Source organism: Erwinia sp. OLFS4 (assembly GCF_002752165.1).
In the GTDB taxonomy this organism is placed as follows: domain Bacteria; phylum Pseudomonadota; class Gammaproteobacteria; order Enterobacterales; family Enterobacteriaceae; genus Izhakiella.
The window spans coordinates 1-15,522 of record NZ_MOMB01000009.1; the positions used below are offsets into that span (position 1 = coordinate 1).

A 15,522-nucleotide genomic window follows, 5' to 3' on the forward strand; every position below is an offset into this window, starting at 1 on the left:
AGCATCTGACGGGCAAAATTTTCACCCAACGCATTGAACGTAATAACCTGACGCTCCGCACCCGCATTAAACGGTTGGCTCGTAAAACAATCTGCTTTTCGCGCTCAGTTGAGATCCACGAAAAAGTCATTGGAGCGTTTATCGAGAAACACATGTTCTACTAATTGGAGGCATCACCGATTATCTTTAACGATGAAATGGTTTCATTTCATCGTATTCTTATTGTTACTTTGTCGTCATATTCTTATGCCTGAATAATAATAGCTTTTTGTTATCGATGCTGTTTATTATTTTATTTTCCATCTGAAAGCATTTTATCTTTTAGGAATTACCCGTATTAACGGCAGCTGCAGCCTGCTGCATAATCCTGAGGAACAATTGACAATGGTATACCGCGCTAAATGATTTAGCTGCCGGTTCATTGTGCATTCAGCAGAAAAACAGGGCGTGATGCGCCTCCCAGTGCATTGATAAAAGGACTGTTCACTGCAAACACTCCTGATAGCGTGCTTGGTCCTCGTCAGGTTCATGGGTTCCTAATGAAAAGAGAGCAGGCATTATGGCAAGTACTCTGATAATGAACGAGGGTGGCCGGACATTCAGCGGCACCCGCAAAAATATTATTGAAAAATTAGCATTAAGCTTTTCAAATTTAGTCTCAATTAATCTGGCACTTTTTTTGTCCACCGCTACCGTTCAGGCCATTTGGGGAAATCTGGATATATTTATTCCCCCTGAGGAAATTAAAGTTCGCTTTATTGCTCAGTTTGTTATGTCCCTGGTCTGCACGGCCTGGTTCTGGACCCGGCTACGCCACTATACTTACCGCAAACCCTTCTGGTTCGAACTGAAAGATATCATCAAAACGCTGGTCATTTTTTCTTTGCTTGATATGGCGCTGATCTCTTTCTCGAAATGGGATTTTTCGCGCATGTTGTGGATCTTTACCTGGGGCTTTGCACTATTTCTGATGCCACTGCTGCGTACCTGTGTGAAAAAACTGATTCTGCGTGCTGGCCAGTGGAATAAACAAACCATTATTATCGGTTCAGGCCGCAATGCCCGCGAAGCCTATGCCGCATTACAAAGTGATGAAATGCTGGGCTATGAAGTGAAAGCTTTCGTCGCCACCAGTGGTGAAAATCGTCCGGAATTGCTTAATGGCGTACCGGTGATTACCCACAAAGAAATCGCCTGGGAACGTATCGATCTGGAAAATACTCAGTTCATCGTTGCCACCGAATACGAACAAAAAGCCCTGACTGACAAATGGCTGCAACTGTTGTCAAAAAAACGTTGCCGTTCAATATCGGTTGTTCCGGCACTGCGCGGCGTGCCGCTCTACGGTACCGACATGTCTTTTATTTTCAGCCATGAAGTGATGATCCTGCGAGTCAGTAATAGCCTGGCCAAACGCTCTTCCCGCATTGTTAAGCGTGGCTTTGACCTGGTGGTTGCTGCGTTGTTACTGCTGTTCCTTGCACCGGCTTTTGGCCTGTTGTGCTGGCTGGTATCGCGCGATGGCGGCAGCCCGATCTATGGTCATGAACGGATCGGACGCGAAGGCAAAAAGTTTAAATGCCTGAAATTCCGCTCCATGGTCACTAACTCTCAGTAAGTGCTGACCCAGCTACTGGCCAGCGACGCCGACGCCAGGGCAGAATGGGAGAAAGACTTCAAGCTGAAAAACGATCCGCGGGTAACCGCTATCGGCAGATTTCTGCGTAAAACCAGCCTGGATGAACTGCCGCAGCTGTGGAACGTGGTCCGGGGAGAAATGAGTCTGGTTGGCCCCCGTCCGGTTATTGAGGCGGAACTGGAACGCTATGCCGGTGACGTTGATTATTACCTGATGGCCAAGCCGGGCATGACCGGTCTGTGGCAGGTCAGCGGGCGTAATGATATCGATTATGACACGCGGGTATATTTCGACTCCTGGTATGTTAAAAACTGGGCATTATGGACCGATATCGCCATTTTGTTTAAAACTGCCGGAGTGGTATTGCGTCGCGACGGTGCCTATTAAGGCTCAGCTTATCGCCGCCTGCCTCTGCAGGCGGTTTTTCTGCCCACCAGACCTTTTCTTTTTACCTGTGACCCTCTACCCTTAGCCTCTGTTTTTGTTTTACCGTCTGGTCGCTATGCAAAAATTCACCCTGTTATTACTTACCCTGGTACTATTTGGCCCATTGGGTATCGATCTCTACTTACCGGTATTGCCCGCCATCGCCAACGGACTTCATTCCCCTATATCCCTGATGCAGCTGACTATTCCACTGTTTTTACTGATTATGGGACTGGGCCAGCTGGTCGCCGGCCCGCTGGTGGATAATCTTGGTCGCAAGCCGGTTGCTCTAACCGGCATTGCCCTCTACCTGGCAGGCAGCACGCTCGCCGCCTGCGCGCCGGGCTGGCAGCTGTTTTTTGTCGCACGGGTGGTTCAGGGCTGCGCGGTGTGCTGTACCGCCGTCGTCGCCTTCAGCGGCGTGCGTGACCGGCTGGCGGGGGATGATGCCGCTCGCGCATACAGTTTTCTTAACGGTGCCCTGAATATTGTTCCGGCGCTGGCGCCGTTGCTGGGTGGGTTGCTGGGCGCCAGCTTAGGCTGGCGGGCACCGTTCTGGCTGCTCAGTTTTTACGCGTTGATTATCGGCCTGCTGGTGATTTTTTTTCTGCCAGAAACCCGTCCGTCCACCACGCTGCGCTCACGGGGTATTCCCCTGCGCCAGTATAGCCAGATTATACGCCGGGCCGATTTCCTGCTGTTTGCCGCAGCCAATGCCGGCGTTATGGGCATGGTACTGACCTACGTCTCGCTGGCGCCGGAAGTGCTGATGAACCAGGCTCAACTCACCCCGCTACAGTTTTCTTTCGCTTTTGGTGCCAACGGTTTGTGGATCATGCTCTTTAGCATGGTGGTCAATAAAATGATCCGCAAAGTGGGCCGCCCCGCTTGTCTGCTGGCCGGTGCGCTGGCACAGCTGGTTGCTGCGTTGTTATTACTGGCGGAAATCACCCTACTGCCCGTAGCAATACAGCATGCCTGGTTTGGTTATATGCTGCCGGTGGTGATCGCTTGCGCCGGCCTTGCCTGGACGGTTGGCCCGGCAACCAGCTATGCACTGGAGCCCTGGCCACAGCAGGCGGGGGTTGCCTCAGCACTAATGGGGTTTATTCAGATGGCAGGCGGTGCCGCTGTCGGCATGCTGGTGATGGCACTGCCACTGAGTGAAAAAGTAGCGCTGCTGGTGATGATGGCGCTGGCAGCCCTGCTGTGTTTGCTGGCATGGCGGATGAGTAAAAAAATGCGCGGTCATATTACCGCGCTGTAATATTCAGTCAGTCACCACCACCGGCACCCGGGGAGCCAGCGCACACATCAGCTCATAACCCACAGTGCCGGCGGCGGCGGCAACATCATCAATGCGGATGTTCTCTCCCCACAGCTCGACACGGCTACCAATATGCGCTTCCGGACAAGGCGTCAAATCAATCGCTAACATATCCATAGAAATCGTCCCCAGAGTGCAGGTTTTCACGCCGTCTACGTAAACCGGTGTGCCGCTCGGTGCATGGCGTGGGTAACCATCGGCATAGCCGCAGGCAACAACGCCGATACGCTGTTCAGCACTTGTCCGGTAACGGTGACCATATCCGACCCCTTCACCCTGCTGCAGATTTTGAATGGCAATAATTTCGCTTTCAAGCACCATTGCCGGCCGCAATCCGGTACTGGCAATATCCTGCCAGCGACCGCTGGGAGAGGCGCCGTATAAAATGATACCGGGTCTGACCCAGTCATAGTGCGTTTGCGGGTGCCAGAGCGTCGCCGCAGAGTTAGCCAGCGAACGTGGCAAGGGAATCTCTTTTACCGCCTGTTCAATACGCCGCAATGGCTCAATAATGCCGGCATCCTCTTCGGCGCGGGCGAAGTGTGACATCAGGGTTATTTCGCCGACGTTATCCAGCGTGCGCAGTTTCTGCCAGGCGTTACAAACCTGATCCGGCGCAAAACCAAGCCGGTTCATGCCGCTGTTAATTTTAAGATAAATATCCAATGGTGCCGACAGCGTTGCCTGTGCCAGCGCCTGAATCTGCCAGTTACTGTGAACACTGGTGGTTAACCGGTATTTATCAAGTATGCTCAGCTCCTGCGCGCTAAAAAAGCCTTCTAACAACAGGATGGGCTTTTTCCATCCTTTTTCACGCAGCAGGATCGCTTCTTCCAGATTAAGCAGCGCAAAGCCATCAGTATCGCTGAGGCTTTGCCAGATACGCTCAAGACCATGGCCATAACCGTTCGCTTTCACCACAGACCATATATGCGCGTTTTCCGCTGCCTGGCGGACAACGGAAAGATTGTGCCGCAACGCGCTGCGTTTAATCGTTGCGACCAGTGGTCGGGCCATATTTTCTCCTTTTCACGCCACGTTTAGCATCAGGGGGCCGTGCCGTTATGCTGAAATATCGTCGCGCGATTACCGTCAAAACCAGGCAGATACCGTAGTACAGATAGATCGTCGGCAGCAATAGCCGGCGCACGATCAGATACAAGATCCGCTAGCAGCTGGCCAGAACCACAGGCCATGGTCCAGCCAAGCGTTCCATGTCCGGTATTTAAAAACAGGTTTGCCAGCGGGGTGCGCCCGACTATCGGGGTGCCATCGGGCGTCATTGGACGTAGTCCGCTCCAGAAACTGGCCTGACTGAGGTCCCCGCCGTGCGGGAACAGATCGCTGACGACTTTCTCCAGCGTTTTACGACGCGCTGCCAGTAACTGCCGGTTATAGCCGACAATTTCGGCCATACCACCGACCCGTATACGGTTATCAAAACGCGTTACCGCCACTTTATAACTTTCATCCAGTACCGTGGAAACCGGTGCCGCCTCGCTATTTATTACCGGAATGGTCAGTGAATAGCCTTTCAGCGGATACACTGGAATCGCAATACAGTTTTTCAGTAAGGCCGTTGACCAGCAGCCCAGCGCGATAACAAATGCGTCGGCATTCAGCGTCTGTGTGGCGCATTTTACCCCGGTAATACGGTTACCTTCGCGGATCAGTTGTTCAACGTTGTGGCGGAACAGGAAGTTTACGCCCGCGGTTCGCGCCATTGCTGTCAGACGCTGGGTGAACAACTGGCAGTCGCCGGTTTCATCGTTAGGCAGCCGCAGGCCGCCGCTGAACTTATGCTGGGTGGCAGCCAGCGCTGGCTCCGCCCGTTTCAGCTCCTCTGCCGACAGCAATTCATAGGGTACAGCGGCCTGTTGTAATACCGCGATATCTTTGCTGGCATTATCAAACTGTTGCGCAGTACGAAACAGCTGCAGCGTTCCGCCCTGCCGCGCTTCATAAGCGATGCCGGTCTGCTGGCGCAATAGTTTAAGACAATCACGACTGTATTCCGCCAGGCGCACCATGCGGCTTTTATTTTGCTGATAATGGTGTATATCGCAATTACGCAACATCTGCCACATCCAGGCCAGCTGAAAATAGCTGCCATCCGGACGAAAAGCCAGCGGTGCATGACGTTGGAATAGCCATTTAATCGCTTTCAGTGGCACACCGGGCGCCGCCCAGGGCGCGGCATAACCCGGTGATATCTGGCCTGCATTGCCCGCGCTGGTCTCCATTGCGGCGTCCGCATGGCGCTCAATGACGGTAACCTCATGACCAGCCTGCGCCAGATACCACGCACTGGTCACGCCTATTACTCCGCCCCCAAGAACGATCACTCTCATAACGGCTCCGCATTATATAAAAAGAATAAAATCCCGGTTTAATGGCAGAAAAGCAGTAAATTGCGCCGCACGCCAGGCCAACCCCACTGCCGCTGTTACTATTTCACCTCTTTTTGGGTAACTTGATAACAAAAAAGCGTCATAAATCATCAATTCAGCATTTCATATAATCATTTGTGCTACGGCAGCAGTAAATTGCACAAAAAAGGCCATTATGGCGATATAACAGCAGAATAACAGGTCACCTGACAGGGTATATAATTAGTACAAACAGCTAAATAATACTGCATATATAGCATTTAGCATCGCAACACATCATCCAGGCTGGCAGCATTGCCGTTACCTTGCAACATTTCCATTGTGTTACTCCCTGAGATAAGAGAGAGTGAACTATCATTGAAGATGCAGTTGTGATTCCGGATCTGACCAGCGCGGAGCGGCTATGTCAGATCATGAAATAAACGGCCCGGTCATTTCAGTCCGGCCGCTTGTTATTAAGGGGTGCGCGATGACAACAATCTTTAACGATCCCATCAAGGACAGCAAACGCCTGAGCGATGGCCCGGACTGGACATTCGAGCTACTGGATGTCTATTTACACGAAATAGACCGCGTGGCGAAGCATTACCGGCTGGAAACTTACCCGCATCAAATCGAAGTTATCACCTCAGAACAAATGATGGACGCCTATTCCAGCGTCGGCATGCCGATTAATTATGCCCACTGGTCATTCGGCAAAAAATTTATTGAAACCGAGCAGCGTTATAAGCATGGTCAGCAGGGGCTGGCTTATGAAATCGTGATTAATTCCAATCCCTGTATTGCTTATCTTATGGAAGAGAACACTATGACCATGCAGGCCCTGGTGATGGCCCATGCCTGCTACGGACATAACTCTTTCTTCAAAAACAATTATCTGTTTCGCAGCTGGACCGATGCCAGTTCAATAATTGATTACCTGATTTTCGCCCGCGGTTACATTGCCCGCTGCGAAGAACGCTATGGCGTTGATGAAGTGGAAAAGCTGCTCGATTCCTGTCATGCCTTAATGAATTATGGTGTCGACCGCTATAAACGCCCGCAAAAAATTTCGCTGGAAGAAGAGAAAGCCCGGCAGAAAAGCCGCGAAGAATATCTGCAAAGTCAGGTCAATAGTCTGTGGCGAACCTTACCACGCCGGGAGCGTGAAGAAACCCAGGCACAACAACAGCGCTTTCCTTCAGAACCACAGGAAAACCTGCTCTATTTTATGGAAAAAAATGCACCGCTGCTGGAATCCTGGCAACGTGAAATACTGCGCATTGTGCGTAAAGTCAGCCAGTATTTTTATCCGCAAAAACAGACTCAGGTAATGAACGAAGGCTGGGCGACGTTCTGGCACTATACCATCCTCAACCATCTGTACGATGAAGGTAAAGTCAGCGAACGCTTTATGATGGAGTTTTTGCACAGCCACACCAATGTTGTGTTTCAGCCAGCCTATAACAGTCAGTGGTATAACGGCATAAACCCCTATGCGCTTGGTTTTGCTATGTTCCAGGACATTAAACGCATCTGTGAAGCACCAACAGAGGAAGATCGCTACTGGTTCCCGGACATTGCCGGCACAAACTGGCTCGATACCCTGCATTTCGCTATGCGCGAATTTAAAGATGAAAGCTTTATCAGCCAGTTCCTGTCACCCAAAGTCATGCGCGATTTCCGTCTGTTTACCGTGCTGGATGACGATCGCAATAACTATCTGGAAATTGCGGCCATTCATGACGAAGCCGGCTATCAGGCAATCCGTCAGCAACTTTCCGCACAGTATAATCTGAGTAATCTTGAACCCAATATCCAGATCTACAATGTAGACCTGCGCGGTGACCGCTCGCTGACCCTGCGTTACATTCCCCAGGATCGCACGCCGCTGGATAAAAGTCGTCGCGAAGTATTAAAACACGTGCACCGGCTGTGGGGCTTTGATGTACATCTTGAACAGCAGAATGCCGATGGCTCGGTGGAATTACTGGAAAACTGCCCGCCCCGCTGAGCTAACTGGGCTAGCATCGCAGGACAGCCAGGCAATTCCTGTCGCAATCATAAAAAAACCGGTCGGCCGACCGGTTTTTTCTTTTCAGATACCTTTCAGTCGGTTGTTTTCCTGCTGTGGCATCGAGAAATGCATTGCATGCCAGATTTCACCACTACGCCGGCCATATTCACGCACCGCTTCGACGACCTGATCGACACGCTGTTGCTGACAAAGGGTCAACAATTCCAGATAAAAATCACGCGCCAGCTGGCGGGCCTCCGGGTTAGAAAAATAGTGGCGACCAACCCGGGTGTATAATCCTTTCAGTCCATTAAGGATAAGTCCATATATCGGGTTACCGGATGCAAACGCCAGCCCGCGGAAAATGCCGTAATCGAGGTCGGTATACGCCTCTGCTTTGTCTTCAACCGTTTCAGCCACACGCAATACGGCTTCTGCTTTTTCCGGAAAATTGCGTACCGCACAACGGATAAAAATAGAGGCAATATTGGTACGCACCGACAACAGATTATCAATTAACTGCGGCACACTATCATGATCGAGACGCGCCAGCGTTTCGAGAATATTCAGACCAGAAGTTTCCCAGAAGTTATTAACCTGCGTTGGTTTACCGTGCTGGATAGTCAGCCATCCGTCACGCGCCAGACGCTGCAGCACCTCACGCAGGGTGGTACGCGTCACACCGATTAGCTCAGAGAGTTCACGTTCTGCGGGTAAAATGGATCCTGGCGGGAAACGATTATTCCAGATGCTTTCAATAATATACTCTTCAGCAAATCCAGCGGGGCTCTGCGCTTTAATAACCATAGCGTTTATTTTCCGTTATAGGGACAGTGCTATAAATGACAATTCATCATACCAGAGGCATTCTGTGCGATATAGTCTGCTAACGCGGGATCAGGAGATATATCATCCTAAAGGTGACTGGTAGAGACGGCATTGATAAATGGCTGTTGCTAATGTTTACTTTTTACAACTTGTTTAATTTAAATCATTTCTTCAGGCTATCTTTTACTCACAGACGGGCTGGCAGCCCAACTTTTTTCAGTTAAACTTCCCGTTTAACAATTATTCATGGAATATTATATGCTGACGTATCTTAACCGATGTTCTCAGGGACGCGGTGCCTGGCTGCTGCTGACCCTGTCAGCTTTGTTGCTGGAATTGGTCGCGCTCTGGTTCCAGCACGTGCAAGGTTTAATGCCCTGCGTCATGTGCATTTACGAGCGCTGTGCATTGTTTGGCATTCTGGGCGCAGGCATTGTCGGGTTGATTGCCCCGCGCAGCCCGCTGCGTATTCTGGCGCTGCTCATCTGGTTATACAGTGGCTGGCAAGGTCTGCGTCTGTCGTGGCAACATACTATGCTGCAATTGCATCCTAATCCTTTTTCAACCTGCGATTTTGCCGCCAGTTTTCCGCACTGGCTGCCGCTTGATCGCTGGCTGCCGGCGGTGTTTGTTGCCAGCGGTGACTGTTCAGAACGCGGCTGGACGCTGTTTAACCTTAGCATGCCGCAATGGCTGATAGTCACCTTTGCCTGCTATCTGCTGGTGGCGCTGCTGGTACTGATTGCGCAGCCATTTCGTGCGCGTAATCGTAAAATGTTCTCAAACTAACGGTCAAAGCAGGCTCCGGCCGACAAATATCACATCCCGCCACTCACAATGGGTGATGGCAGTCTATGATGAAAAAGTAAACGTCATAATAAGGAGATGTGATGAAAAAAATCGTTATGCTCGCAGTGATGCTGACATTGGTCAGCGGGTGTTCCGTTTTTTCACCCGGCGCGGACCCTGAACCCAATCAGGCGGCCAGGGCAACCGACAGTAAAGCGCAGCCTTGTAACAGCAGTGACAGTCACTGCGCCAAACCGGTAACACCCTCTTTTCATTAATTATATCTGATCGGCTCCGGTCTGCTGACGGGGCCGATCAGCCTCAGACCGGTCGGCGAATTATATGATCTTCCCAGTCAATCACTTCACTTTCACGCACGGCAATGTGCCGCACTGAAATACGCTGAGCATGCATAGCAGCTTTCGAACCGCTGCGTAACGGATGCCAGGCCGGCAAAGGTTTTCCCTCGGCCAGCAACCGGTACGCGCAGGTCCAGGGTAACCATGAAAAGGTTGGCAGATTGCTGCGTGTCAGCTTGATACAGTCAGGCTCATATTCAAAACGTCGTGCATAATTGTTGCAGCGACAGGTTTTAATATTCAGCTGGTCACAAGCCACGTTGGTAAAGTAAATTTCATCAGTTTCTTCATCCTGAAGCTTATTCAGACAGCACTGACCGCAGCCATCACACAGGGATTCCCATTCCGCATCGCTCATCTGATCAAGGCTTTTATACTGCCAGAAAGGACGTTCGCTCATTCTCATTCCCGCTCAGTCAGAAAGCTGCACCTTATAAAGGTTAGCGGCGCCAGATGCAAGCGCCGTGCAACTCAGAGTACCCGCGTCGAGATACCATAGCCTGCCAGTGACACTTCCAGCGCGTCCCCCGGCTGCATGGGTCCGACACCTTCCGGCGTACCGGTTAATATAATGTCCCCTTCACGCAGGGTGAAAAACTGACTCATATAAGCAATAAGCGGCACAATCGGGGTAATCATATCTGCCGTGTTGCCATGCTGGCGTACCGCGCCATTAACCACCAGCTTCAGTTCACAGTTCTGAGGATCGCCGGCAAATTCCGCAGCAGGAATAAATCCGGAAATCGGGCAGGCGTTATCAAATCCTTTTGCCTTTTCCCAGGGCTGTCCGGCTTTTTTACAACCAGCCTGGAGGTCACGCAGAGTAAGATCCAGCGCCACACCATAACCGGCAATGGCCTGCCTGACATGATCTTCTGTTGCCTGTTTCAGCGTTGAGCCAATTAAAATCGCCAGTTCCACCTCATGATGAACCGCGCCCTTACCTTGCGGAATAGACAGCGGCTGCCGCAGATCGCATAGCGCGGTTTCAGGCTTGATAAATAGCACCGGTTCGCTCGGTGTAACACTGCCCATCTCATTAATATGCCTGGCATAGTTACTGCCGACACACACCACTTTATTCACCGGAAAATCTAACGGCGTACCCTGCCAGTTGTGATGCTGATACATGTGATTCCTCGCTGATTAATCAGGCGCATCGGCCGATACCGACGCGGGTTTTGCCAGTGCGTCAGCCATCATACCGACGCTCAAAGCGAAATAATAAGATCGGTTCCAGCGCATGAGCGTGCGGAAATTATCAAAAACCATATAAGCCCGCTCACGGCTATCATCCGGCAGAATAATCCATGCCGGTTGCCGCAGTGAAACCCGTGTCGCGCTGAGAGTCACACCCGCCGCCTGCCAGTCGGCCACGCTACGCGCCAGCCCGGGCGCCGTTCCTGCCAGCTTAGGATCAAAATTAGCCGGTAACCTCACCTGCTGCCCCCAGCGCTTTCCTGCCTGCCAGCCATTTGAAGCCAGATAGTTTGCCGTGGAAGCAAAAACATCGTCAGGGTTATTCCAGATATCAATTTTGCCATCCCGGTCACCGTCGGCACCGTAACGCAGATAGGATTGTGGCATAAACTGTGTCTGTCCCATGGCCCCGGCCCATGACCCCTTCAGTTCGCCAGCGGAAATCGGCTGCTGCTGAATAATTTTCAATGCCGCCAGCAGCTGTTCGGTAAAAAACTCCCGGCGGCGCCCTTCAAAAGCCAGCGTGGCCAGCGCTGAAATCACCGCCTCTTTACCCTGGATGGTGCCGTAACGACTCTCCATGGCCCACAAGGCAACAATATAGTCAGAAGTGACACCGTAATGATCGCTAACCCGCTGCAAACGCTGGCGGTACTGCTGGCGATAAGCGCGTCCCTGACGAATCAATTCAGGGTTGATTACCCGCGACAGATAATCATCAAGCCTGCGTTTTTTTTCCGGCTGACTGCGGTCAGCACTGACTGCATGGTCCACAAAATGGATGCCACTAAAACCCCGGGCAATGGTCTGTTCGCTGAATCCCGCCTGGCGGGCAGTGTGCTTTAGCTGGGCGACATAGTCCGGGAATGCGGCCGGATCGCGCCCGCTCTGCGCCAGGGTTACAGTCTGGCTGGCAGGCTTCGTCAGCGTAGCCACTGTGCTGTCAGAATGTGCAGCCGCTTGTTGTGGCAGGGCGATACTCAGTGACAACAACCATGACATTGCCAGAATAGGCTGTCTGCTCAGTGGCATCGGCTGGCTCCTGATAAATTTTTCTACGCTGTTGGCAATTGCTGTATGACGATAACCGGCCTAAAAAGATTTACAGATGATTCCTAAACCGTGTTTTTATTGTTTTCCAGATGTGCACTCAACAAACTTTCCACCGTAGGTGGAAGCTGCAAATAAAAACCCTGTTCATTAAGGGCTGCGGTCACTTTATCTAACGCTGCATTGGCCAGTTTTTTACGGCCATCAAGGGGAAACATCATGACAAACTGTGGTCGACCAAAGTTGCGTAAAAGCGCTTCCGGCACCCGGGAAAAATCCTCTTTTTTTTCAACATACAAATACGTCTGATCGCGCAGCGGACTTCGGTAGATCACACAAAACATATTTTTTACCCGAATTAACCTGGCAGATATCTTGCCTGAATATAGCTCTAACTATAACATGCTGGCATAACTTCGTAATATTCTCCTGACGCGGTTACGCCGTGCAAAAAACAGTCATAATCAAAGTCGGGACGAAAACAGGACTGAGTTGGTATCGATGTCGCAAGCGCCCATTGAGCTTAAAGGCAGTAGTTTTACCCTGTCGGTTGTTCACCTCCTTCACCCGCAGCCGGAAGTCGTTGGCAAAGCATTGCAGGAGAAAGTAGATCAGGCGCCGGCCTTTTTAAAAAATGCGCCCGTGGTGCTGAATGTTTCCAGACTGAATGGCGAAATTAACTGGCAACAAATGCAGCAGGCTATTACGGCCACCGGTTTACATATCGTGGGTGTCAGCGGCTGTAAAGATGAACAGCTTAAACGGCTGATTAGTGCTGCCGGCCTGCCGTTACTCAATGAAGGTAAGCCAAAGAGCCAGCAGGACGAGACTCCCGTTAAAGCAGTCGCCGCCGCAACCAGCGAGGCGACAAAGACCCGGCTGATTGACTCACCGGTGCGTTCCGGGCAGCAAATCTATGCCAAAAACAGCGATCTCATCGTCACCAGCAGCGTCAGCGCCGGTGCCGAATTGATTGCCGATGGTAATATCCATATTTATGGCACAATGCGTGGCCGGGCGCTGGCCGGTGCCAGTGGCGATCGCCAGTGCCAGATTTTTTGTAGCAGTTTATCTGCAGAACTGGTCTCTATTGCTGGCGAATACTGGATAATGGATCAGATCCCTGCCGATTTTTTTGGTAAAGCGTCGCGACTGTGTCTGCAGAACGGCGCTCTGACAATACAGAAATTGTACTGAGCAGGCTCTACAGCCCTATTTTGTAAGGAAATCACTTTATGGCACGCATTATTGTAGTTACTTCGGGCAAAGGGGGCGTAGGAAAAACCACCTCCAGCGCTGCCATCGCAACCGGTCTGGCTTTAAAAGGTAAAAAGACCGTGGTGATCGATTTCGATATCGGTCTGCGTAATCTTGACCTGATCATGGGCTGCGAACGCCGCGTCGTGTATGACTTTGTTAATGTTATTCAGGGTGATGCCACCCTCAACCAGGCGCTGATCAAAGATAAACGTACCGATAACCTTTATATCCTGCCGGCTTCCCAGACCCGTGACAAAGACGCGCTGACACGCGAAGGTGTGGAAAAAGTCCTTAACGATCTGGCCGCAATGAATTTTGACTTTATCGTCTGCGATTCACCTGCGGGTATTGAGACGGGCGCGCTGATGGCACTCTATTTTGCCGATGAAGCCATTATTACCACCAACCCCGAAGTGTCGTCGGTGCGTGATTCAGACCGTATCCTCGGTATTCTCTCTTCAAAATCACGCCGCGCGGAAAATGGTCAGGAACCGATCAAAGAGCACCTGTTGCTTACCCGTTACAATCCAGGCCGGGTTAACCGTGGCGATATGCTGAGCATGGAAGATGTGCTGGAGATTCTGCGCATACCTCTGGCCGGCGTTATTCCGGAAGACCAGTCAGTGTTGAGTGCGTCCAACCAGGGTGAACCGGTTATTCTGGCTGCCGACTCCGACGCTGGTAAGGCTTATGCTGATACGGTGGATCGTCTGCTTGGCGAAGAACGCCCCTTCCGCTTTGTTGAAGAAGAAAAGAAGGGCTTCCTGAAACGCCTGTTTGGGGGATAAACAATGGCACTGCTTGATTTCTTTTTATCCCGGAAAAAAAATACCGCCAATATCGCCAAGGAGCGGCTGCAGATTATTGTTGCTGAGCGCCGGCGTGGCGATGTTGAACCACACTATCTGCCCCAGCTGAAAAAGGACTTACTGGAAGTCATTTGTAAGTACGTCAAAATCGATCCCGAGATGCTGACGGTGAAACTGGACCAGAATGACGACGATATCTCAATTCTGGAGCTGAATGTCACCCTGCCGGAACCGGAAGACGAGGCTAAATGATGCCCGTGATTTTCACATATCTCCTGCTGGCCACCAGCAGGAGAAGGTGATTCAGGAAGCCGCTGCCCCCAGTAAATTCATCAGTTTTTCTTTCAGTAGATCACCGCGCCAGCCGTGTAGCAGTTCCGGCATTTGCCCGCCGGGTTTAATCTGCCAGTGCCAGCTCAGTAACTGATTTATCTGCCGCCGCGATGCCAGCAGTTCCTGACTTAATCCGGTTTGCTGAGCAATACCGGCAATCTGTGCTTTAATTTCCTTAAACAGCCGCTTATAGTCCGGCATATCAATCAGATTGCTCAGCGGTGCTGGCAGGTCCGATTCATCCAGCTGCCGGGCAGCAGATACCAGCTCCAGCAAGCGCTTACCATGATAGCGAATTTCCTGACCCGGAATACCCAAGTGGTCCAGTTCGCCTAACGTTCCCGGCAGATATCTTGCCACCTTCCACAGGTTTTCTTCACGCAGCACAAAGTTAACCGCCAGGTCTTTTTGTCGCGCCTGTTCCAGTCGCCAGGCAGCCAGTAATCTCAGCGCCGCCAGCTGGCGTGGCTGCAGTTGCCAGCTATTAGTGATATCACGCCAGGCCTGCTGCGGATCAGCAACCACCTGACGGCGCTGGCACAGCAACTGACACTCATTGATTGCAGCCGGCAGCCAGCCCGCTGCACGCGTCTCTTCAACCAGCGTCAGTGCTATGGGAAGCAGATACCAGACATCAGCGGCAGCATACTGGCACTGTCTGGCGGTGAGTGGGCGCGCCAGCCAGTCTGTACGCGCTTCGCTTTTATCCAGCGCCACGCCGGTATAATTTTCCACCAGACTGGCAAAGCCTAACGACAGGGTTTTGCCACAAAAAGCCGCCAATATCTGGCTATCAATCATCGGCACCGGCATAACCCCATACTGATGCTGAAACACCTCAAGATCTTCACTGCCGGCGTGCAGAAATTTGGTGACCTGCTGGTCCTGTAGCAGCGCAATAAACGGTTGCCAGTCACTGATGGTCGTCGGGTCAATCAGACTTAACTGCTCACCATCAAACAGCTGAATAAGTCCAAGGCGGGGGTAGTAGGTTCGGGTACGTACAAATTCGGTATCCAGCGCCAGCGCGCTTTTCTGCCGGGCGCTAGCACAAATCTCTGCCAGCGCAGCGTTGCTGCTAATCATCGTGTAATTCAGCATATCTTCTCTTATTGC

At 51.5% G+C, this 15,522-nt stretch carries 16 protein-coding genes and 1 pseudogene; 9 read left to right on the forward strand and 8 right to left on the reverse strand.

Going from position 1 to position 15,522, the window contains the following annotated elements:
- The 3 genes and pseudogenes from BL249_RS03800 to BL249_RS03810 all read left to right on the forward strand — a co-directional run.
- On the forward strand, positions 1–164 hold a 164-nt coding region (locus BL249_RS03800; RefSeq protein WP_241898819.1), incomplete at its 5' end, for an IS1 family transposase.
- Positions 165–559: 395 nt separating this feature from the next.
- Positions 560–2,026, forward strand: a pseudogene (gene wbaP / locus BL249_RS03805) (undecaprenyl-phosphate galactose phosphotransferase WbaP).
- Between the two features lie 115 nt (positions 2,027–2,141).
- On the forward strand, positions 2,142–3,332 hold the full coding sequence (locus tag BL249_RS03810; RefSeq protein WP_099705316.1) for a multidrug effflux MFS transporter: 1,191 nt from the start codon (positions 2,142–2,144) through the stop codon (positions 3,330–3,332).
- A 3-nt stretch (positions 3,333–3,335) separates the two neighbouring features.
- Here the strand turns inward: BL249_RS03810 and dadX are convergent, their stop codons facing one another.
- Positions 3,336–4,409 (reverse strand): catabolic alanine racemase DadX, encoded by a 1,074-nt coding sequence (gene dadX / locus BL249_RS03815; protein WP_099705317.1) that lies wholly within the window; start codon positions 4,407–4,409, stop codon positions 3,336–3,338.
- A gap of 29 nt (positions 4,410–4,438) precedes the next feature.
- A complete protein-coding gene (locus BL249_RS03820) occupies positions 4,439–5,743 on the reverse strand; it encodes a D-amino acid dehydrogenase (protein WP_099705318.1) in 1,305 nt (434 codons plus the stop codon).
- A gap of 508 nt (positions 5,744–6,251) precedes the next feature.
- Between BL249_RS03820 and BL249_RS03825 the strand changes: the two genes are divergently transcribed.
- Positions 6,252–7,775: a SpoVR family protein gene (locus BL249_RS03825; RefSeq protein ID WP_099705370.1), complete on the forward strand. Its 1,524-nt coding sequence runs from the start codon at positions 6,252–6,254 to the stop codon at positions 7,773–7,775.
- An 84-nt stretch (positions 7,776–7,859) separates the two neighbouring features.
- Here BL249_RS03825 and fadR read toward each other — a convergent pair whose 3' ends face one another.
- Positions 7,860–8,585, reverse strand: a complete 726-nt coding sequence (gene fadR / locus BL249_RS03830; protein ID WP_099705319.1) for a fatty acid metabolism transcriptional regulator FadR — start codon at positions 8,583–8,585, stop codon at positions 7,860–7,862.
- Positions 8,586–8,864: 279 nt separating this feature from the next.
- On the opposite strand from fadR, the gene dsbB reads away from it, so the two are divergent.
- Together dsbB and BL249_RS18930 are read left to right on the forward strand one after the other, a co-directional pair.
- Positions 8,865–9,395: a disulfide bond formation protein DsbB gene (gene dsbB, locus BL249_RS03835; RefSeq protein WP_099705320.1), complete on the forward strand. Its 531-nt coding sequence runs from the start codon at positions 8,865–8,867 to the stop codon at positions 9,393–9,395.
- Between the two features lie 101 nt (positions 9,396–9,496).
- Positions 9,497–9,673 carry a lipoprotein gene (locus BL249_RS18930; RefSeq protein WP_158233065.1) on the forward strand — a complete coding sequence of 59 codons (177 nt, stop codon included), beginning with the start codon at positions 9,497–9,499 and terminating at the stop codon, positions 9,671–9,673.
- A 43-nt stretch (positions 9,674–9,716) separates the two neighbouring features.
- Here BL249_RS18930 and BL249_RS03840 read toward each other — a convergent pair whose 3' ends face one another.
- From BL249_RS03840 to BL249_RS03855, 4 genes are all read right to left on the reverse strand, one after another.
- The gene (locus BL249_RS03840) at positions 9,717–10,154 is read right to left on the reverse strand and encodes a YcgN family cysteine cluster protein (protein WP_099705321.1); all 438 of its coding nucleotides are present in this window, start codon (positions 10,152–10,154) and stop codon (positions 9,717–9,719) included.
- Positions 10,155–10,225: 71 nt separating this feature from the next.
- Positions 10,226–10,885, reverse strand: coding sequence for a fumarylacetoacetate hydrolase family protein (locus BL249_RS03845; protein WP_099705322.1), 660 nt, complete (start codon positions 10,883–10,885; stop codon positions 10,226–10,228).
- 15 nt (positions 10,886–10,900) lie between these two features.
- Positions 10,901–11,986, reverse strand: a complete 1,086-nt coding sequence (locus BL249_RS03850) for a lytic murein transglycosylase (protein ID WP_099705323.1) — start codon at positions 11,984–11,986, stop codon at positions 10,901–10,903.
- Between the two features lie 83 nt (positions 11,987–12,069).
- Positions 12,070–12,348, reverse strand: coding sequence for a YcgL domain-containing protein (locus tag BL249_RS03855; protein ID WP_099705324.1), 279 nt, complete (start codon positions 12,346–12,348; stop codon positions 12,070–12,072).
- 157 nt (positions 12,349–12,505) lie between these two features.
- Between BL249_RS03855 and minC the strand changes: the two genes are divergently transcribed.
- Genes minC through minE form a run of 3 tightly spaced genes read left to right on the forward strand, consistent with a single transcriptional unit; the run spans position 12,506 to position 14,325 of the window.
- The gene (minC, locus tag BL249_RS03860) at positions 12,506–13,201 is read left to right on the forward strand and encodes a septum site-determining protein MinC (protein WP_099705325.1); all 696 of its coding nucleotides are present in this window, start codon (positions 12,506–12,508) and stop codon (positions 13,199–13,201) included.
- Positions 13,202–13,239: 38 nt separating this feature from the next.
- The gene (minD, locus tag BL249_RS03865; RefSeq protein WP_099705326.1) at positions 13,240–14,052 is read left to right on the forward strand and encodes a septum site-determining protein MinD; all 813 of its coding nucleotides are present in this window, start codon (positions 13,240–13,242) and stop codon (positions 14,050–14,052) included.
- Between the two features lie 3 nt (positions 14,053–14,055).
- Positions 14,056–14,325 (forward strand): cell division topological specificity factor MinE, encoded by a 270-nt coding sequence (minE, locus tag BL249_RS03870; protein ID WP_099705327.1) that lies wholly within the window; start codon positions 14,056–14,058, stop codon positions 14,323–14,325.
- Positions 14,326–14,376: 51 nt separating this feature from the next.
- Here minE and rnd read toward each other — a convergent pair whose 3' ends face one another.
- A complete protein-coding gene (gene rnd, locus BL249_RS03875; RefSeq protein WP_099705371.1) occupies positions 14,377–15,492 on the reverse strand; it encodes a ribonuclease D in 1,116 nt (371 codons plus the stop codon).
- Positions 15,493–15,522 lie beyond the last annotated feature (30 nt).